The sequence below is a fragment of the Qipengyuania thermophila genome (assembly GCF_004153605.1).
Taxonomy (GTDB): Bacteria; Pseudomonadota; Alphaproteobacteria; order Sphingomonadales; family Sphingomonadaceae; genus Qipengyuania_B; species Qipengyuania_B thermophila.
The window spans coordinates 22,139-40,251 of sequence record NZ_SDSI01000007.1; the positions used below are offsets into that span (position 1 = coordinate 22,139).

Consider the following 18,113-nt stretch of genomic DNA (forward strand, 5'->3'; position numbering starts at 1 on the left):
CCGTTTATCGGTCTCGGCAAGCCGCTGCGCAAGGGAGTGACGAAGCCGCACATGCGGTGGCGCACCGCGCAGCGCCGTTGCCGCGGTCAGCCGGGCTTGCGCACCAGGGCGCGGCTCTCGGCGATCTGGGTGATGGTGCGGCGTCCCTGCTCATCCCGGCCCAGCTGCACCAGCACGTCGATCACGCTGGTGGCATAGGTGATGGTGTCGGCCCGCGACAGGCCGATGCCGGTCTGCATGACCATGAGCGCCAGCTGCTCCAGCGCCCCGGTGAGCGAGTTGGCGTGGATGGTGGAGAAGCTTCCCGGATGGCCGGTGTTGATCGCCCTGAGAAAGCTGACGCTTTCGGCGCCGCGCAGTTCGCCGAGCACGATCCGGTCCGGTCTGAGACGAAGGGCCGCCTGCAGCAGCTCGTTGGCCGTGACCTTGGCCTCGCCCAGCTCGCCCTTCACCGCCACCAGCCCGGCGCCGTTCTCGCCCGGCAGCCGCAGCTCGGGCGTGTCCTCGACGAGGATCACCCGTTCGTGCGCCGGGATCTCACCCAGCATGGCGTTGAGGAAGGTGGTCTTTCCGGTCGAGGTTCCGCCGGAGATCAGGATGGTGCGCCGCTGCCGGATGGCTTCGCGCAGATAGGCGATCGGCTGCGCGTTCGGGTCCGGCAGCTGCGGACGCGGTCGCGGCGAGAGCGGACCGGCATCGTAGGCATCCAGCGTCAGGTCCAGCCGCCGGTGCCGGCGGATCGCCATCACCCAGTGCCGCCGCGACGCCGGCGGTCCGCAGAACTGCACCCGCGCGCCGTCCGGCAAGGTCGCGCCCAGCAGCGGGTGCTCGCGGTTGATCCCCTGATGGCTGACCCGCGCCACCTGCTCGGCAAGCCGCTGGACCAGCTGATCCGTCACCGCCTCGCGCCGGTGCCGCCGCATGCCGCCCGAAGCGGCGTCCTCCACCCACACCTCTCCGGGGCGGTTGACGATGATTTCCGTCACGGTGTCCCGCTCGAGCCACTCGCGGAACGGTGCGAGATAGGCGTCGAGGTAGACGGAGCGCTCCGCCACGGAAAGGGCGGAGCCGCTCCGGTCTTCCGGGTCGCGCGGTCCGATCGGCGAGATGCTTGCCACGACGTGCGGTCGCTCAGTTCCGCGTCACATCGGTGAAGTTGAGATCGCGCGCGGTGAAGATGCGGATCGGCTCGCCCTGACGCACCCGAACGGTGGGACCGATCTGGCCGTCCGCCTGCGCCGCCGCCGCCGCCGCGCTCTGCCCGCCGCCCATGACGACGGACGCCCCGCCGCCCGCGATGGTGCTGAGGCCGCCGACCACCGACAGCAGCATCGCCGAGCCGAAGCGCTGGAAGAAGTTCGACCGCACCTCGCCGCGAAGGCCAGTGCTGCCGTCAAATCCCACTGCCGGCGAGGCAAGGTTGACCGACGCTCCGTCCGGGCGGATCAGCCGGGTCCAGATCACATAGGCGCGGCGCTGGCCGTTCTGCAGGCCGGACTGATACTGCCCGATCAGGCGCGACGACCGGGGCACGAGCACGTTGGAGCCGTCGAAGCTGCGCACGTCCTGGCTGACCACCGCCCGCACATAGCCGGGCACGTTGGTGTCGATGGCGGTCTCCAGCACCGCGGGGATGAGAGTGCCCTGCGTGATGGTCGTCGACGGGTCGGTCATCGGGGTGGCGCGGGCCGGGCCACCGCCCACGCCGCCGACGCGGCTGGCGAAATCGCCGGCGGCATTGCCGGGAGCGGTGGCCGCCGCCTCGGGCGACAGGCCGGCCGTGCCCGCCTCGCCCGACATTGGCGCCGCACTGCCGTCGAACACCATGGTCGGGCTGGCGAGGCTGTTCGCCTGCGGCATGGCGCCCGGGGCCGGCGGGCTGGCGTAGACCGGCGCGGGTGCCGGATCGGCCATCACCGGCGCTGGGGCATAGCCGGCGGTGCCGGGCTGCGGCGGCACCACGGTCACGTCGGCGGGAGCAGCCGGCTGGGCGATGACCGCCTGCGCCGGGTCGCCGGCCGGAGCTTGTCCGCCGACCCCCTGCGGCTGCTCGAGGCGTGCCGAGCTCATGCTCCACAGGGTGACGAGGCCCAGCCCGGCGACGAGGGCGATGCCTGCCACCATCCCGAGCCCGTCGGACCGCCCGCGCCGCTGCGTGACCGCCGGATAGGCATACGCAGTGCGACTGGCGAAATCGATGATCTCGGCGCTTTCGCTTTCGCGCGGGTCGCCCTCGGTTTCAGGCGCGAGAGCGATGCCCCGGCTCTTCAGCTTGGTGGCCATGCGCATCAGAACATTTCCCTCCATTCCGGCTCGATCCGCGCGGCAGCCGCCATCGCCGCCGCTTCGGTGCGCCGCGCGCGCGCCTCGGCCTCGCGCACGGGCAGGGGCTTGCCGCCATAGCTCAGCGTAGCGTGAGCCCGACCGGACCGGAACACCAGCGCAGCCGGGACGCCCTCGACGACAACCGTGTCTCCGCGCACGCTGAAGTTCACCGGCCCTTCCGTCTTGCCGTCCTCCGCCAGCATCAGGATGGCGGGCACATCGCGCCCGGACGGCCAGGTCAGGAAGGTCGACTGCCCGTCGTCGAACACCCGTTCCGGCAGCAGCCGGCGATCGCCCTTCGTTGCCCACGCGAAGTTGAGCGCCGCCGGGTCGACCGTCTCAGGGGGCGCCGCGGCTTCCGCCGCCGTGTTCTGCGCAGGCGCAGCCTCGGCCAGCAGCCTCGCCGATGCGCGCGTTCCGGCCGGCGGCTCGGGATAGTCGAAGTTCAGGACGTAGACGGGCCGCCCCGTGTTGCCGGCCACCAGATCGAAGAAATAGGTGCGCAGGTTGGTGACCACCGTCATGTTGGTCGCCGCATTGGTTTCCAGCGGCTTGATGAACAGGAGATTGGCACGCTTGTTGGGTGTCACCTGCCAGGCGTTGCTGTCGCCGATGGCGACGTTTTCGATCCGCTCGTCCTCGGCGAAGCGGATGGTCGCCTGCACTTTGACGCGGCCACGGATCTGGACCACCTCGTCCGGGTTGTAGCGCACCGTCACGAGACGGCTGTCCTGGGCATGCGCGGGGGCGGCCGTCAGCACAGCTGCGCCCGCGAGCAGCGCGGCGCAGCCGGCCGCGGTGAGGCGCCGGCCGCCGGGAATCCTGCGGCGGGTGATCATCGTATCTTCTCCAGGTTGCGGATGTTGGCCGGCTTGAAGCGGCTGCCGATGCCCTGCGCACGCAGCGGCGCAATCGCCGGAGTGGCAGCGCCGCCGGCGGGAGTGGCGGTATGGATCCGCACGTCGCGGCGCGTGGCGAAGCCGCCGCTTGCAGCGCCGCTCGTGTCGTTGGCCGCGGCCGCCACCGGGATCGCGCTGACATCAAGGCGCCGCGAGGCGGCGATGGTGGCCGAGGTGGTGGCGGCGAGCTGCGCCGCCGGGGGCAACGCAGCCGGCGCCGGCGCAGGTGCCACCAGTGACCCCGGCGCTGCCGCCGACGGGACGGACTGTCGCGCCAGCCCGAACACCGTCCAGCCGGACACCATGGTCGCGGCGGTCCTGAGCACCAGCACCATCAGCGCCACGTGCACCGCGCCGATGAGGAAGAACGCCGCCGCCGCCTGCGGATTGATCTGCCCCGGCGGCTGCGCCAGCGCGCTCAGCACCGGCACCGCCAGCTCGAGCATGACCCCGCCGCCAAGAACGGCGAACAGGGGGGTGAGCGCGAGCATCACCACGCCTTTCAGCCAGCCCGCGAACAGACCGCGCGTGCCTTCGAACAAGGCCATCACGACGAACACCGGACCCAGCGCGACCAGCACCGCCAACGCGATCCGCGCCGTGACGAGCACTCCCACCGTTCCGAGCAGCAGCAGCATGGCGCCAAGCCACAGCAGCCCGGCAGGCGAGAAGGCGGAGATGTCCGTCTGCCCTCCGCTCGCGGTCTGCACCGCGGCGAAGACGATGTCGATCTTGTCGCCAAAGGTCTGGGTCGCGGACCCCCTGTCGCCGGTGACCATGCTGGCAAGGTAGTCCGGCGCCTGGACCGCAAGGTTCCAGACGACCGAATGGAAGGCCACCCAGCTGGTCGCGAACGTCACCACCAGCCCCAGCGTCATCATGCGCGGCGTCAGCGAGCGCACCGACAGGCTCGACCGGCCGAGCAGCAGCTGGATGGCGAAGAAGGCGATGAACAGGGTCAGCAGGATGGTGAGCGCCGTGCCCAGCCCCCCGCCGCTGGCGAACAGTCGCCCGAAGGCCTGCGCGGCGAACTGGTTGGCGACACAGTCGACGGCCTGCAGGCTCGCCGACACGCCCAGCCCGACATTGTCGAGCGCCTGCTGGCACCCGGCGCTCATTCCGCCGCCATCCGGTTGCGGTAGAGGCTCAGATCGGCCAGCGTGTCCTCGAACCCGCCGGGCCAGGCGTGGCCGGTCAGCGCCGGAAACCAGTCGGCCGGGCTGTCGCCGACCGCCTCGCGAAGCAGGTCGAGACGCCGCACGGCGCTCTCGCGGCCCGACAGCAGGGTTAGAACCTCCGGCGCACCCGAAAGGTCGAGGCGCACTACGACGCTGGCATCGGGCTGGCGGACGAGGAAGCAGCGGCTGTGCGCCGGCAGGGTGCGGATCAGCGCCAGCTCGTGCTGCGTCAGGCCGAAGCCGTCGCAGTAGTCCTCGGGACGCGCCCGGCTGTTGGGCAGGAAGATCATGGTCGCGGTCTGCTCCACCAGCGCCGTGGAGATGCGGCTGTCCAGCGCATCGCGCGCCGACTGGGTGGCGAACCCGACCAGGGCGTTGCGCTTGCGCAGCGTCTTGAGCCAGTCGCGGATGCGGGCGGCGAACACCTCGTCGTCGAGCGCCTTCCACCCTTCGTCGATGAGGATCATCGTCGGCTGTCCGTCCAGCCGCTCGTCAATGCGGTGGAACAGGTACATCATGGTCGGCGTGCGCAGCTTCGGGTTTTCCAGCAGCGCCGTCATGTCGAAACCGAGCACGCGGTTCGACAGGTCCAGCTCGTCGCGGGCGTTGTCGAACAGCCAGCCATGCTCGCCCTCGCCGATCCAGGCGGACAGCCGGTCGGCCAGGTCGCCCGGCTGCGGCCGCCGCGCGCCGGCGAGCAGCTCGCGGAAATGACGCAGGCGCCGCAGCGCGCCGTCATTCGCATAGGCGGCATCGACGGCGCCGGCGATAAGAGCATCCTCTTCCGGTCCGCTCGCCTGGAGCAGCACGCCAAGCCACTGGCGCAGGAAGGCACGGTTCGCCGCGCTGTCCGGCAATGCCAGCGGATTGAAGCCCGACGGCTCGCCGGCGCGGATCGCATCGTAATGGCCGCCGATGCCGCGGATGAACAGCTCCGCACCGCGATCCTTGTCGAACAGGATGGTGCGGGGACGGAACTTCTGGGCCTGGGCGGCGAGGAAGTTCATCACCACCGTCTTGCCCGAGCCGGACGGCCCGATGACCGAGAAGTTGCCGAGGTCGCCGTGGTGGAAGTTGAAAAAGAACGGCGTCGCGCTGGTGGTCTCGAGCAGGGTCACGGCCTCGCCCCAGTGGTTGCCGCTCGCCTGCCCGAGGGCAAAGCCGTGCAGCGAACCGAAACTCGCCATGTTGGCCGAGGAAATCAGGGCGCGGCGCACGAGATAGCTTTCATTGCCGGGAAATTGTCCCCAGAACGCCGGTTCGAGATTGGTGTCCTCGCGCACTGCGATCGCCCCGGTGTCGGCGAGCGCCGCGGCGCAGGCGGCCACGGCCTCGTCGAGCCGCTCGAGCATGCTCTCGCGCACGAGCACCGACAGGTGGTGATCACCGAACCCGACGCCGCCGCTGCCCAGCGCGTCGCGCGCGGCAAGCATGTCGCTGCGTTCGGCGCGGGCTTCTTCGTCCGCCGAGCGCAGCCGCCGCAGCGCAAGATCCATGCGCTCGCGCGCCGTCTGCCGCTCGGTCGGCGCATAGCTTTCGGTGACCACCATCTCGTAAGGCAGCCGCAGCAGCGCATCGAGGAGGCCCGGCGACGTGGCATCCGGATAGTCCTTCAGCCCGAGAATGGCGGCAAAGCCCGGCCCGCCCGAGCCGCGCAGCTCCATCGCGTCCAGTCCGAAGCTGGCGCGCTTGTAAGGCAGCATGGCGCCGATGTCCGTGTCGTCCGCGGGCCGGCGCACGGGCCGCATCTCGCCGTTGTAAAGCGCCGACAGCAGCTCCAGCATCTCAGAATACGGACGATCGCCGCTGCCCTCGTAGTCACCGAGGAGCTGCGCGCCATAAGCAGACAGGGACGCGACGATCCCCGTGGCCGCGGCCTTGAGCGCGCGCAGGTCGCGGGGGTCGGCTTCGGCCGCCGCATCGGCGCGGCGGCGTTTCAGCGCCTTGCCGGCGCGCTCGGCCAAACCCGCCTTGCCGCGCGCCGGCCGGCGGACGAGGGTGACGAACTGGTCGTTGATGAACAGTGCGCCCGCGCCCAGCCGCTCGCGCCAGCGCTGATCGATGTGGCGGCTCACCGGGTCGGGGAACGCCGCGTCCAGCTCCACCTCCACCTTGCGCCGGATCACATGGTGGTAGAGCACGAAGCGCGCGTCCAGCGTCGAGCGCAGCATCACCTCGCGGCTCGCGGCGTGGGCGTTCAGCGCCTCGCTGTCCTCGGTCTCGAACAGCAGGCCGGGAACCTGCACCGACATCATCAGCGACCCGTCGCGCAGGAGCACGGTGTGCTGGTCCACCAGCCGCGCATAGGGCAGGCGATCGCCCGCGCGGGCTTCCTTGGCGCTCCACGCTGCGGCCCCGAGAAACTTCTTCATTGGCCAGGTTCCCCGTGACGCGCGCAGGTGCAAGGTTCACGCCGCATAGCTGTTGCAACCCCAGTGCTTCCAGTTCCGGACGCGCGGGCATTTCGACACCTTGGTCAGCCAGAGATCGAACACGCGCGGCTCCCGCAGGCACGCGAAGTAGCCGATGACATGGATCACCAGCGCCCCGAGCAGCGCGTAGAAGCTGCCGGTGATCAGGAACAGCTCGGTCGTCACCAGGGCGTTGATGATGAAGAAATTGTACGTGACACCGGCGAACATCTGCGGCCGCGTCAACGCGCGGTGCACGGGATGGCGGACAAGCGCCGTCACCTCACCCTCCCGACGCGCTCTGGATGCCGGCCACGATGGTGCCGGCACCGAACAGGATGAAGACGCCGATGATGACCGTGGCTCCGAAGCGCCAGTTCATGCGCCCGGTCAGCATCATGAAACCGACCGCCGCGACGGCCATCACCGCCACCGCCGTCGCGACATTGCCGAGCAACGTGCCCTGAAGCCAGCTCAGCGCATTGACGATCGGCCCCGATCCTTGGGGATCGGCCTGTGCCGACGCCGGAACCGCCATCACCGCCAGCGACACGGCGAGACCGGAGGAAAGAAGACGCTGCAACCCGTTACTCCCGTGCATGATTGGACAAGCGGCCCATCACGGCCGCAACATAGTTTCGTGTCTCGGCAATCGCCGGGACGCCGCCGGCGCGCATGACGCGGCCGGGACCGGCGTTGTACGCCGCCAGCGCCCGTTCCAAATCGCCGTCGAAGCGGTCGATCTGCGCCCGCAGATACCGTGCCGCCCCTTCGAGATTGGCGAACGGATCGTCCGCATCCACCCCGAGCTCCCGCGCCGTGCCGGGCATGAGCTGCCCCAGACCCCGCGCGCCCTTCGGCGACACCGCCTGCGGGCGCCACCGGCTCTCCTGCCACACCAGCGCCTCGATCAGCGCCGGGCTGAGATCGAAGCGGCGCGCCAGTTCGCGCACCTTCGCGGCGTAGACCGCCGGCACCAGCCGTTCCGCGCGCGCCGCGTCGTGTTCGGCCCGCGGGTCGACACCGCCCGGCGCCGGCGCTGCCTCGTCCGGCGCGGCCGGTAAAGGCTTCACGCCGCCCGCAACCCAGCGTGCGCCGGCGGCGTCGATCTGCAGCACGTCCGCCCGTGCCGCGGTGGAGCCCAGCACCAGCGCCGCAAGAGCTGCGGCGGCACGCCACGGCATTGCGAGAATCATGACCCCTCCATGCGGTCGCATTGATACGCTTCTATGACATTAGGCTGACCATATAGTTAAGAATCTCTGACCGGTCGGCTCATCCCATGCACGTCCTGCCGAGCCGACGGGAGTGCGCGCGGAACTGTGGCGCCGACAGAACGCTTTGGCCACCACGGCCTTGTGGACGCAGCCTTGCGCTGCCGCTAGGATGCGCCACACCCCGGGGAGCCGCATGGCTGAGAGGGAGGACTTGCAACCTCCGACCCGTCGAACCTGAACCCGTTAGCACGGGCGGAGGGAGTGGCTGCCGGACGCTGGCCGGCAATCCTGCTCCGCCCCTGCCAAGCAAGGATCGGAGCAGCATGGCCGACATCAACTCCCCGCTCGAAATCGGCGTCACCACAGGACCGATCCGCGGCAGCCGCAAGGTCCATGTCGGACCGCTTCATGTTGCCATGCGGGAGATCGTCCTGGAGGGCGGCGAGCCGCCGGTGCGGGTGTACGACACGTCCGGCCCCTACACCGATGCCGGTGCGTCCATCGACATCCAGGCCGGGCTGCCCAAGCTGCGGCGCGATTGGATCCTTGCCCGCGGCGACGTGGAGGAAAAGGACCAGCGCGAAGTGCGCCCCGAGGACAACGGCCGGCTTGGTCCCGACCGTTCCGGCGGCGTGCCCCCCTTCCCCAACGTCGCCCGGCGGGTGCTGCACGCCAGGCCGGGCATGAATGTCAGCCAGATGCACTACGCTCGCCGGGGCATCGTCACGCCCGAAATGGAATATGTCGCGACGCGCGAAAATCTGGGCCGCGAGATGCTCAGGGAAGTCACCCGTGACGGCGAAAGCTTCGGCGCGGCGATCCCCGATTACGTCACGCCCGAATTCGTGCGCGACGAGGTGGCGCGGGGACGTGCCATCATCCCGTCCAACATCAACCACCCCGAATCCGAACCCATGGCTATCGGGCGCAACTTCCTCGTCAAGATCAACGCCAACATCGGCAACTCCGCCGTGGCCAGCGACGTCGCGAACGAAGTCGACAAGATGGTGTGGGCGATCCGCTGGGGCGCGGACACGGTGATGGACCTGTCCACGGGGCGCAACATTCATGACACCCGCGAATGGATCCTGCGCAACAGCCCCGTCCCGATCGGCACGGTGCCGATCTATCAGGCGCTGGAGAAGGTCGGCGGGATTGCCGAGGAGCTGACCTGGGAAATCTTCCGCGACACGCTGATCGAGCAGGCCGAGCAGGGCGTCGACTACTTCACCATCCACGCGGGCGTGCGCCTGCCCTACATCCCCATGACGGCCAAGCGCGTGACCGGCATCGTCAGCCGCGGCGGCTCCATCATGGCCAAGTGGTGCCTCGCCCATCACAAGGAGTCGTTTCTTTACGAACGCTTCGACGAGATTACCGAGATCATGAAGGCCTACGACATCGCCTATTCGCTGGGCGATGGCCTGCGCCCCGGCAGCATTGCCGACGCCAATGACGAGGCACAGTTCGCCGAATTGCACACGCTGGGCGAATTGACTCGGCGCGCCTGGGATCAGGACGTGCAGGTGATGATCGAGGGGCCGGGGCACGTCCCCATGCACAAGATCAAGGAGAACATGGACAAGCAGCTCGCCGCCTGCGGGGAGGCGCCGTTCTACACCCTCGGTCCGCTCGTCACCGACATCGCGCCGGGATACGACCACATCACCAGCGGCATCGGCGCGGCGATGATCGGCTGGTTCGGCACTGCCATGCTGTGCTACGTCACGCCGAAGGAGCATCTCGGCCTGCCCGACCGCGACGACGTGAAGGTGGGTGTCGTCACCTACAAGCTCGCCGCCCATGCCGCCGATCTCGCCAGGGGGCACCCGGCCGCCAAGGTCCGCGACGATGCGTTGTCGAAGGCGCGTTTCGAGTTCCGCTGGCGCGACCAGTTCAACCTCAGCCTCGATCCCGACACGGCCGAGCAGTACCATGACCAGACGCTGCCGGCCGAAGGGGCGAAGACGGCGCACTTCTGTTCGATGTGCGGGCCGAAGTTCTGCTCCATGAAGATCACGCAGGAGGTGCGCGACTTCGCGTCCCGGCAGAACCAGCCGAGCAGCGCCTTTCTCGCCGCGGAGGAGGCCGAGACGGGCATGGCGAAGATGGGGCAGCGCTTCCGGGACAGCGGATCACGGCTCTATGTCGACCCCGGGACCGGCGATGCAAGCTAGCCGCTCTTGCTGGAGGAACGGTGCTGGCGTGTGACCCCGGACGCGGTGGGGATGTTGCCTCAGGCGGCCTGCTCGTCGCGAGCGGCCGGGACCAGCTTGCCGACAAGCGCGCGCAGTTCCGATGGCGTCGTGTGGCCGGCGACAATCTCGTGATAGCCGATGCCGGCTTTCCGCAATGCCTCCTTCTTCACCGCGTCGCGTGCCGCAGCAGATTGGCCGCGGTAGTGGCCGGTCCCCTGATACTCGAGCGCATGAACGACCTGACACTGCTCGTTCATCAGGGCGAAGTCGACCCGCTTGGAATTAATGGCGAGGAATGCGCTCTTGTCGGAGGCGGTGAGGAATTCTCCCAGACTCACCTGCGCCATGACCTGCCATGACGGATTGCGGCCTACGACAGCCGCATCAAGGGCCTTGAACACTGCCGCCTCCGGCCTGTTCAGCAGGGGCCGCGCCTTGTACGAGGCTCGGGAAACGGCCTTCAACTGCTCGGCCGCGAGATCCGCGGCGTCGCTGTCCCTTGCAGAAGCTGCCGGGCCGGCCGACGGCGGTGGCCGTCTTCGTCCGACGCCTCTCGGCCGGCTCCGCCACGGCCGATTGCCTTCGTGCCTCCGCATCCTTGGAGAATAGGCGATGACGCGACCGGCAACAAAGAGAATGCATAGGACGATCAGCACAAGAGACGTGTCATCAAGAACGAGTCGCGCCGTGTCCATCTCCTGATCTTGGTTCAGTGCAGTTAAGAAGTTGTTGCCGTCGATCTCTACGTATGGAGATGAAGTAAAGGTGGAGGCTAACCAATGGATCGCCTTCAAGCACCTTCGTTCGAGCAACCGGAACGGATCGGAGCCGCTGCGCGTTCAGAGTTCATGCGCCCGGCCACGGCCGGCGCGTACCGCAACATGCATGAGGAGAGAAGCGATGGGTGAGTTCACCGACAAGATGAAGGCAGCCGGCAACAAGCTGGCGGGCAACACCAAGGAAGCCATCGGCGACGCGACCGACAACGAGCGGCTGGAAGCGGAAGGCAAGGCGCAGCAGGCCAAGGGCACCGGCCAGAACATCAAGGGTTCGGTGAAAGGCGCCCTCGGCGACGACATCTGACCGGTGCGGATCCGCCGGTGCGTGCGCGCACCGGCGGACCCCCGGCACCATTCAACGCGCCGAAGCCGGCGCAGCGGCACCCTGAGCGTCACCCAGCAGGTGCCGCTGCCAGAACATTAGGCTGGTCCAGAACTGGTAGTCCGCGTTCTCCTTCCGGGCAAAGCCGTGCCCCTCGTTCTGCCCTACCAGATGCCACGCCTCGCGCCCCTGGGCGCGCACCGCCTCGACGATCTGGTCGGCTTCTGACGCCGGAACACGCGGATCGTTGGCACCGGTCACCACCATCAGCGGGATCCGCAGCTCGTTGACCCGTGTCAGCGGGCTGATCCTCAGGAGCGCCTCACGCTGCGTCCGCTCGTCGCCATATTCCACCCGGCGCAAGTCCCGGCGGTAGGACTGGGTGTTCTCGAGGAAAGTGACGAAATTGGAAATGGCGACGATGCAGTTCGCCGCGCGCAGCCTGTCGCCGTAGAAGATCGCGGACGCGTAGCACATGTACCCGCCATACGATCCGCCGGTCACGCCGATGCGGGTGCGGTCGATGCCCGGATCCGCCTGAAGGTGGTCGAGAAAGGCGCCGATGTCGCGGACGCTGTTCTCCCGCAGCTCGGGACCGTTGTCGAGACTGACGAACCGCTTGCCATAGCCGGTCGACCCGCGCACGTTCGGGTAGAAGATGGCGATGCCCTGCTCGTTCAGCAGATAGTTGTTGCGGCCGAGGAAGCCGGGCCGCGACTGCGCCTCGGGTCCGCCATGAATGCTGATGATCAACGGCCGCGCGCCGGGAAAGCGCGCAGGGTCAGGGCGGTAGAGAAAGCCCGACACAGGCTCGCCGTCGAAGCTGCGGATCTCCACCAGTTCGGGCTCTGCGTTGCGGCCTGCGTCAAGACCGCCGGTCTCGCTCTGCGTCCACCGGGTCACCGCCAGCGTCTGCGGGTTCACCGAGTAGGCATCAGCGGCGCTGCGCGCGGAGGTGAAGGTGATGCCGATCTCGCCCCATGGCGCGATCTCCAGCCCGCCGATCAGGCCCGAGGGCAACCCCTCCACAATCCGCGCCCGGCCGGTGCGCGGATCGAGCACCCGCAGGCGGGCAATGCCCGCTTCGTTCGTCACCAGCGCGATGAAGCTGCCGTCGGGGGCGATGTCGAAGCCGTCCACGTCCCAGTTGACGCCGAGGTCGACAGGGGTGAACCGCCCCGAAGCGATGTCCAGCCGGCCGAGGCGCTTGAACTCCGATCCTTCGTCGGACGTGACCCACAGCGTCCCGTCCGGCGCGAACTGCGCGCCGCTGTACGAGATGTCGCGGCTGTGATCGCCGATTGCGGTCATTCGGCCGGTGGTCAGGTCGAGCAGGTGAAGATTGCTCTTCGTGACCGAAATGTACTGAGCGACGACGGCCTGCCGCTTGTCGGGCGTAAAGTCGGCCAGCGCCCAGCCGCCGCCGCTGACCTGCGCCACCATGCGGTTGGAGGACGGGTCGCGGGGATCCATGACATACAGGTCGTTGTCCGTCCCGTTGCGGCGCGTGGAGCTGTAGGCGATCAGCTGGCCGTCATGGCTCCAGGTGTTGAAGCTGTTGCGGCTGCGCCCGTCGGTGAGCAGCTCGAGCCGTCCGTCGCGGACCCGGAAGAGCTGGTAGAATTCGTCACCGCCGGTGTCGCGCGACGCGACCATCACGTCGCCGGCCGGCGACCAGCTTCCGCTCACCGGCTCCTCCTCGAAGGTGAGCTGCGTGCGCGCTCCCATCGGCACGGCGACGCGGTGGATCTGGCTGGTGTTGCCGAAGCGCGTGCCGATCAGCATCGAACGGTCGGTGGGATGCCAGCTCGAGAAGGCGGCGGTGCGGAACTCCATGTAGGGGCGGGTGCGCTGCGCCAGCTCCGCCGGAACCGGCGGAATGCCGTCGGCGACGAGAGCCGCCGGACGCGGCACCTCCCGCACCCCCGCCTGCTCGCCACCCGCCACGGCGGCCGGCGTATTCGAGCCGGGCTGCGCCACGGGTTGCGCCGCTGCGTTCGCGGACAGCATCAGGGCCAAGGAAAGGGCAAGCATCGATGTTCGCATGGCATCCTCCGTTTGGCGCGGACGCTAGTGTGACTTGCCGCAGGACGCAATCCGCGCGCCACGGCGCGGCTGGGCAGCGGCGACAGCAGGAGCACTGCGCGCAGCTAGAAGTCGTCCCCTGTAGCGTCGCCTTCCGCCACCTGCGTCGCCGGAGCAGGCCGCGGGGGATGAGTGTCCTCGTCAAGCGGTTGCGGTGCCAGCCGCGGCACGCCGCGCGGCGGGCGCGTGCCCGCACTGCTCGGCGGGCGCAGTTCACCGGGGCTCTTGAGCGACTTGACCGGCACCACCAGGCAGTGGCTGAACGCGGGGAGAACCTCGCGCCAGTCGGCGATCAGCTTCTTGTACGCCTTGCCGACGGCCCGGCAGTTGCGGTCGAGGTCGAACAAGCCGACGGGATGCACCCGGTTGTTCACCTCGCGCAGCGCCGTGTCCCAGTCCATCTGGTCGGTCAGCGAATACCAAGTGAAGCCCACGGTCGCGATCCCGTCATTGCGGACGCGCAGCACGTTGGCCCACTGCTTCCACAACCATTGCACCGCCTCGTCGCCGTTCGGCCCCTCCTTCATGTTCGTTTCAGTGTGCATGATCGGCAAGCCGTAGCGGGCGTAGTACTGCCGGGTGATCTCCGCATAACCGAACACCTCGCCCGAAGCCTCGGAGTGACCGTCGGCGAACACGCGGTGCTCGTTGGTGAAGTAGTAGTCGTTCCCCAGAACGCAGTGCTGCTTCAGCCGATGGGTGAGAAACCAGTTGTATTCCTCACGCGTCATGCCATTCGCCAGCAGGTATTCGTACATGTCCGAATTGACACGATTGCCGTAATTGAGGTCGAGAGACAGGAAACGCCAGCGATTGCGCAGTTCCGCCGCGTGAATGGCGGCGGGACTGTCCGCGTGAAAGTATTCGGACGACTCGCTCTGGATGAAGATGGCGTCAGGGCGACGCTTGAGGATTTCCGTCATGGCCATGACATTGGCCTTCACGAGGTGCTTGAGAGCGGTGACAAACCCCTCGTCGCTGCTCAGCTGCTCGTTCCACCAGCCGTACAGGCCGGAGAACATGGCGCAGATGAACATCTCGTTGATCGGTGTGTACAGCTGGATCCACGGATACCGTTCGGCAAAATCGGCCGCATAGCGGGCGAACAGTTCAGGAAAGTCCGGATTCTGGAAATTGCCGATCCAGTCAGGAACGCCGAAGTGGCACAGGTCGAGGATCGGAATGATGTCCCGGTTCTTCAGCTCGCCAAGCGTTTCGTCGGCGAAGTCCCAGTGGTATTTGCCCGGACCGGCATAGGTGGTGTGCAGCGGCGGTCCGTAGCGCAGGTAACGGATCCCGAGTTCCTCCACGCAATCGAAGTCCGTGCGCCAGTGGCGGTAGTGGCCGCACGCCTCCATCTGGTCGACCCGAGTGCGCCCGCCATTGATGGTCGGAATGGAGTTCTCGATGCCGGTGGCAAACATGAAGTTGGCGATGGCGACTCTCCTCCTCCGGGCGCGGCGTCACCCCGCGAACAGCGGCTCGGCGACCCCGCGCACGCCCGGTTCGAGCATAAACGTCCCACCGGCCAAAGGTTGCCCGGCAAGCACCTCGTCTGACAGGTCGCGGCGGGCGCTGGTGATGAACAGGCGGTCCAGCGCCGCACCGCCGAAGGTCACGCTCGTCGGCCGCTGGACCGGGACCGCAAGCTCGGCGAGAAGGCGCCCGTCGGGCGCGAACCGGCGAACGCACCAGCCGTCCCAGAACGCCACCCACAGACAGCCGTCCGCATCGATCGTCATGCCGTCGGGAAAACCATGGGCGTCGTCAAACTGCAGATGGACGCGCCTGTTGCCGGTCATTCCGTCCGGTGTCAGGTCGTAGGCGTAGATACGCCTGCGCGCGGAATCGGCGTGGAACATGGTCCGTCCGTCAAGGCTGAACGCCGGTCCGTTCGGGACGCGGTAGCCATCGTCGGCCGCGCACCACGACAGATCGGGATCGATCCGGTACAACGTGCCGCTGTCCATCCGTTCTGCCCGGTCCATCGTGCCGGCCCACAGCCGCCCCTTTTTGTCGACCTTGGCGTCGTTGAAGCGGTTGCCGGGCCGGTGTGGCTCGATCTGCGCCGCGACGGTCACGGTGAAGGCGTCGTCGACGAACAGCAGGTCGCCGTAGCCTCCCGCCACGAAACCGCCCGCCGCGCGGGGCACCAGCCAGCAGACAGGGCAGGAGACATCGATGCGGCGCACGCCGTCCTCTTGCGACCAGCGATAAAGCCGCTGTCCCGCGATGTCGGTCCAGAAGAGCGCCTGCTCCCGCGCGAGCCACACCGGCCCCTCGCCCAGCACCGCCTCGACCGGCGCGATGCAGGTGATCTGGGGATCGGTACCGGTCATGCGCTTGCTGCCCCCGAGTGAAGAGGACTACATTCTTGCTCACCCTGCCGGCGGAGGATAGCCCCCGTGAAGATCGCCCGCATCGAAACCTTCGCCGTTCCCCCGCGCTGGCTGTTCGTCCGGGTCGAAGCGCAGGACGGGTCGTTCGGCTGGGGCGAGGCCAGTCTGGAAGGCCACGCGGAGGCGGTTGCCGGGGCGTTCGAGGCGCTGCGCGACCGCTTCGTCGGTGCCGATCCGCGCCGGATCGAGGACATCTGGCAAGTCGCCTATCGCGGCGGCTTCTACCGCGGCGGCGCCGTGCTGATGTCGGCGCTGTCCGGACTGGATCAGGCGCTGTGGGACTGGAAGGGGCGCCACCAGGGCGTGCCCGCGCACGAGTTGCTGGGCGGACGGGTGCGCGAGCGCATCCGCGCCTACGCCTGGATCGGCGGCGACCGCCCGGACGATGTCGCCGAGGCCGCGAGCGCGCGGCGGGAGCAGGGTTTCACCGCCGTCAAGATGAACGCCACGGCCGAGCTCGACTGGCTCGGATCGCCGCGCCTGTTCGACGCGGTGGTCGCCAGGGTCGAAGCGGCGCAACGTTCGGGGATGGATGTGGGGCTCGACTTCCACGGGCGCGTGCACCGGCCGCTGGCGAAGCAGCTGGCCAAGGTGCTGGAGCCGCTCGGCCTGCTGTTCATCGAAGAGCCGCTGCTCTCAGAAAATCCGGAAGGGCTGGCGCAGATTGCCAGCCTCGTCGCGACGCCCATCGCGCTGGGCGAGCGGCTGTATTCGCGCTGGGACTTCAAGCCGTTTTTCGAGCAGGGCGCCGTGGACATCGTCCAGCCGGATCTCAGCCATGCCGGAGGTCTTTCCGAATGCCGGCGCATTGCCGCCATGGCCGAAGCCTACGACATCGCGGTGGCCCCGCACTGTCCGCTCGGTCCGCTGGCGCTCGCCGCCTGCCTGCAGCTTGCCGCCTGCACCCCGAACGTGGCCATCCAGGAGATGAGCCTCGGCATCCACTACAACACCGAAGGCCATGACCTGTACACCTACCTCAGCGATCCCGCGCCGCTGACCCCGCGGGACGGCAGCCTGCTGATCCCGGAAGGACCAGGCCTCGGCATCGCAATTGACGAAGCGGGGGTGCGGGCTGCGGCGGTGCATCCGCACCGCTGGCGCAATCCCGTCTGGCGCCACGCCGATGGCAGCTTCGCCGAATGGTGAGCCAGTCTCGCGGCGATGAGCAAGCCGGCATGGGGGTGGATGTCCGCTCCTTCGGCGTCACGGCACACGGCGAAGAGGTCCACGCCATCGCGCTGCGCCGCGCGCCGCTCGCCGTGACGATCATCACCTTGGGCGCGCGCATCCAGGCGCTGTGCTGTCCCGACGGGTCAGGACACATCGCCGACGTCGTGCTCGGCCACGACACGGTCGCCGGCTACGAGCAGGACCGCCATTATTTCGGCGCCACGATCGGACGGGTAGCGAACCGCATCCGCTGCGGCCGGTTCATCCTTGATGGCCGTGAGCACCGCGTGCTCCCCAATGACGGCCCCCATGCGCTGCACGGCGGGCCGGCAGGGTTCGACCGCGCCAACTGGCGGATCGCGGCGGTGGGAACGCGTGATGATGCCTCGGTCAATCTGGCCCATGTCAGCCCGGCCGGAGATCAGGGCTTCCCCGGCACCCTCAGCGTCGAGGCGCGGTTCGCTCTCGAGGAACCCGGAACCCTCAGCGTCACCTACACCGCGACTAGCGATGCACTCACCCTCGTCGATCTCACCAGCCACACCTACTGGAACCTTGCCGGACACGCCTCCGGCGAGAGCGGTCTTGGCCACGCCATGACCATCCCGGCCGACTGCATCCTTACTGTGACCGACGACGGCATTCCGACGGGCGAGTTCCGCCCCGTCGCCGGCACTCCTTTCGACTTTCGCGTGCCACATCGTCTCGCCCGGCGCGCGCGCGATGGGAGGGAGGCGCAGATCGTCGCCCGGCGCGGGTTCGATCACTGCTTTGTGTTTCCCGACGCGGCGGCCGGAACGCCGCGGCGCGTCGCGCATCTGCGGCACCCGGCCTCGGGACGCACGCTCGAGGTGCTGTCGGACCGCCCCGGCCTGCAGGTCTATTCCGGCAATTTCCTCGACGGCGCCGTGGCCGGCAAGGACGGCGTGCTCTACCGGATGGGCGACGGGATCGCGCTCGAGCCGCAGCATCTGCCCGACACCGCCACCTGCCCGGAGTTCGGCTCGATCCGGCTCGCCCCCGGCGGCGTGTTCCGCCACGCGATCCGCTACCGGCTCGGCGTCGCGCCCATTGGTCCGGGCGGGCAGGAATGAGGGAAACGGTTTGTGCCCGTCGAAACTTGCTCT

General features: G+C 68.4%; 16 protein-coding genes. 4 read left to right on the top strand and 12 right to left on the bottom strand.

The window, feature by feature from the left end; all coding sequences use genetic code 11:
• Positions 1 to 86: 86 nt before the first annotated feature.
• From virB11 to ETO60_RS10675, 8 genes are read right to left on the bottom strand one after another with little or no spacing between them, the layout of a single operon-like run.
• Positions 87 to 1,100 (bottom strand): P-type DNA transfer ATPase VirB11, encoded by a 1,014-nt coding sequence (gene virB11, locus ETO60_RS10640; RefSeq protein ID WP_234026461.1) that lies wholly within the window; start codon positions 1,098 to 1,100, stop codon positions 87 to 89.
• Positions 1,101 to 1,131: 31 nt separating this feature from the next.
• Positions 1,132 to 2,289 (bottom strand): TrbI/VirB10 family protein, encoded by a 1,158-nt coding sequence (locus ETO60_RS10645; RefSeq protein ID WP_390612810.1) that lies wholly within the window; start codon positions 2,287 to 2,289, stop codon positions 1,132 to 1,134.
• A complete protein-coding gene (locus ETO60_RS10650; RefSeq protein WP_130005536.1) occupies positions 2,289 to 3,164 on the bottom strand; it encodes a TrbG/VirB9 family P-type conjugative transfer protein in 876 nt (291 codons plus the stop codon). The genes ETO60_RS10645 and ETO60_RS10650 overlap by 1 nt, the downstream gene beginning before the upstream one ends.
• Complete coding sequence (locus tag ETO60_RS10655; RefSeq protein ID WP_130005538.1) at positions 3,161 to 4,342, bottom strand: type IV secretion system protein; 1,182 nt, start codon at positions 4,340 to 4,342, stop codon at positions 3,161 to 3,163. Before ETO60_RS10655 ends, ETO60_RS10650 begins: the two co-directional genes overlap by 4 nt.
• Complete coding sequence (locus tag ETO60_RS10660; RefSeq protein ID WP_130005540.1) at positions 4,339 to 6,774, bottom strand: VirB4 family type IV secretion/conjugal transfer ATPase; 2,436 nt, start codon at positions 6,772 to 6,774, stop codon at positions 4,339 to 4,341. Before ETO60_RS10660 ends, ETO60_RS10655 begins: the two co-directional genes overlap by 4 nt.
• A 36-nt stretch (positions 6,775 to 6,810) precedes the next feature.
• On the bottom strand, positions 6,811 to 7,095 hold the full coding sequence (locus ETO60_RS10665; protein WP_130005542.1) for a type IV secretion system protein VirB3: 285 nt from the start codon (positions 7,093 to 7,095) through the stop codon (positions 6,811 to 6,813).
• A gap of 1 nt (position 7,096) precedes the next feature.
• On the bottom strand, positions 7,097 to 7,396 hold the full coding sequence (locus ETO60_RS10670; RefSeq protein WP_390612812.1) for a TrbC/VirB2 family protein: 300 nt from the start codon (positions 7,394 to 7,396) through the stop codon (positions 7,097 to 7,099).
• Between the two features lie 4 nt (positions 7,397 to 7,400).
• Positions 7,401 to 8,009, bottom strand: coding sequence for a lytic transglycosylase domain-containing protein (locus tag ETO60_RS10675; RefSeq protein WP_234026454.1), 609 nt, complete (start codon positions 8,007 to 8,009; stop codon positions 7,401 to 7,403).
• A 344-nt stretch (positions 8,010 to 8,353) separates the two neighbouring features.
• Between ETO60_RS10675 and thiC the strand changes: the two genes are divergently transcribed.
• Positions 8,354 to 10,207, top strand: coding sequence for a phosphomethylpyrimidine synthase ThiC (gene thiC, locus ETO60_RS10680; RefSeq protein WP_130005546.1), 1,854 nt, complete (start codon positions 8,354 to 8,356; stop codon positions 10,205 to 10,207).
• 59 nt (positions 10,208 to 10,266) lie between these two features.
• Here the strand turns inward: thiC and ETO60_RS10685 are convergent, their stop codons facing one another.
• Positions 10,267 to 11,022, bottom strand: coding sequence for a DUF2726 domain-containing protein (locus tag ETO60_RS10685; RefSeq protein ID WP_234026455.1), 756 nt, complete (start codon positions 11,020 to 11,022; stop codon positions 10,267 to 10,269).
• A gap of 106 nt (positions 11,023 to 11,128) precedes the next feature.
• Between ETO60_RS10685 and ETO60_RS10690 the strand changes: the two genes are divergently transcribed.
• Positions 11,129 to 11,311, top strand: a complete 183-nt coding sequence (locus ETO60_RS10690) for a CsbD family protein (RefSeq protein ID WP_130005548.1) — start codon at positions 11,129 to 11,131, stop codon at positions 11,309 to 11,311.
• 51 nt (positions 11,312 to 11,362) lie between these two features.
• Here ETO60_RS10690 and ETO60_RS10695 read toward each other — a convergent pair whose 3' ends face one another.
• The 3 genes from ETO60_RS10695 to ETO60_RS10705 all read right to left on the bottom strand — a co-directional run bounded on the left by ETO60_RS10695 (position 11,363) and on the right by ETO60_RS10705 (position 15,753).
• On the bottom strand, positions 11,363 to 13,375 hold the full coding sequence (locus tag ETO60_RS10695) for a S9 family peptidase (RefSeq protein WP_234026456.1): 2,013 nt from the start codon (positions 13,373 to 13,375) through the stop codon (positions 11,363 to 11,365).
• Between the two features lie 104 nt (positions 13,376 to 13,479).
• The gene (locus ETO60_RS10700; RefSeq protein ID WP_130005550.1) at positions 13,480 to 14,838 is read right to left on the bottom strand and encodes a family 1 glycosylhydrolase; all 1,359 of its coding nucleotides are present in this window, start codon (positions 14,836 to 14,838) and stop codon (positions 13,480 to 13,482) included.
• A gap of 39 nt (positions 14,839 to 14,877) precedes the next feature.
• Positions 14,878 to 15,753: an SMP-30/gluconolactonase/LRE family protein gene (locus ETO60_RS10705; RefSeq protein WP_130005552.1), complete on the bottom strand. Its 876-nt coding sequence runs from the start codon at positions 15,751 to 15,753 to the stop codon at positions 14,878 to 14,880.
• A gap of 66 nt (positions 15,754 to 15,819) precedes the next feature.
• Between ETO60_RS10705 and dgoD the strand changes: the two genes are divergently transcribed.
• Entirely contained in the window at positions 15,820 to 16,962 is a 1,143-nt protein-coding gene (gene dgoD, locus ETO60_RS10710; protein ID WP_130005554.1) for a galactonate dehydratase, read from the top strand.
• Positions 16,956 to 18,080 (top strand): aldose epimerase family protein, encoded by a 1,125-nt coding sequence (locus ETO60_RS10715; protein ID WP_130005556.1) that lies wholly within the window; start codon positions 16,956 to 16,958, stop codon positions 18,078 to 18,080. Before dgoD ends, ETO60_RS10715 begins: the two co-directional genes overlap by 7 nt.
• Positions 18,081 to 18,113 lie beyond the last annotated feature (33 nt).

Coding starts and splice junctions, on each gene's coding strand:
- ETO60_RS10690 (WP_130005548.1), top strand. CDS start 11,129: ATGGGTGAGTTCACCGACAAGATGAAGGCAGCCGGCAACAAGCTGGCG.
- ETO60_RS10650 (WP_130005536.1), bottom strand. CDS start 3,164: ATGATCACCCGCCGCAGGATTCCCGGCGGCCGGCGCCTCACCGCGGCC.
- ETO60_RS10645 (WP_390612810.1), bottom strand. CDS start 2,289: ATGCGCATGGCCACCAAGCTGAAGAGCCGGGGCATCGCTCTCGCGCCT.
- ETO60_RS10655 (WP_130005538.1), bottom strand. CDS start 4,342: ATGAGCGCCGGGTGCCAGCAGGCGCTCGACAATGTCGGGCTGGGCGTG.
- thiC (WP_130005546.1), top strand. CDS start 8,354: ATGGCCGACATCAACTCCCCGCTCGAAATCGGCGTCACCACAGGACCG.
- ETO60_RS10715 (WP_130005556.1), top strand. CDS start 16,956: ATGGTGAGCCAGTCTCGCGGCGATGAGCAAGCCGGCATGGGGGTGGAT.
- ETO60_RS10700 (WP_130005550.1), bottom strand. CDS start 14,838: ATGTTTGCCACCGGCATCGAGAACTCCATTCCGACCATCAATGGCGGG.
- ETO60_RS10675 (WP_234026454.1), bottom strand. CDS start 8,009: ATGATTCTCGCAATGCCGTGGCGTGCCGCCGCAGCTCTTGCGGCGCTG.
- ETO60_RS10705 (WP_130005552.1), bottom strand. CDS start 15,753: ATGACCGGTACCGATCCCCAGATCACCTGCATCGCGCCGGTCGAGGCG.
- ETO60_RS10695 (WP_234026456.1), bottom strand. CDS start 13,375: ATGCGAACATCGATGCTTGCCCTTTCCTTGGCCCTGATGCTGTCCGCG.
- ETO60_RS10660 (WP_130005540.1), bottom strand. CDS start 6,774: ATGAAGAAGTTTCTCGGGGCCGCAGCGTGGAGCGCCAAGGAAGCCCGC.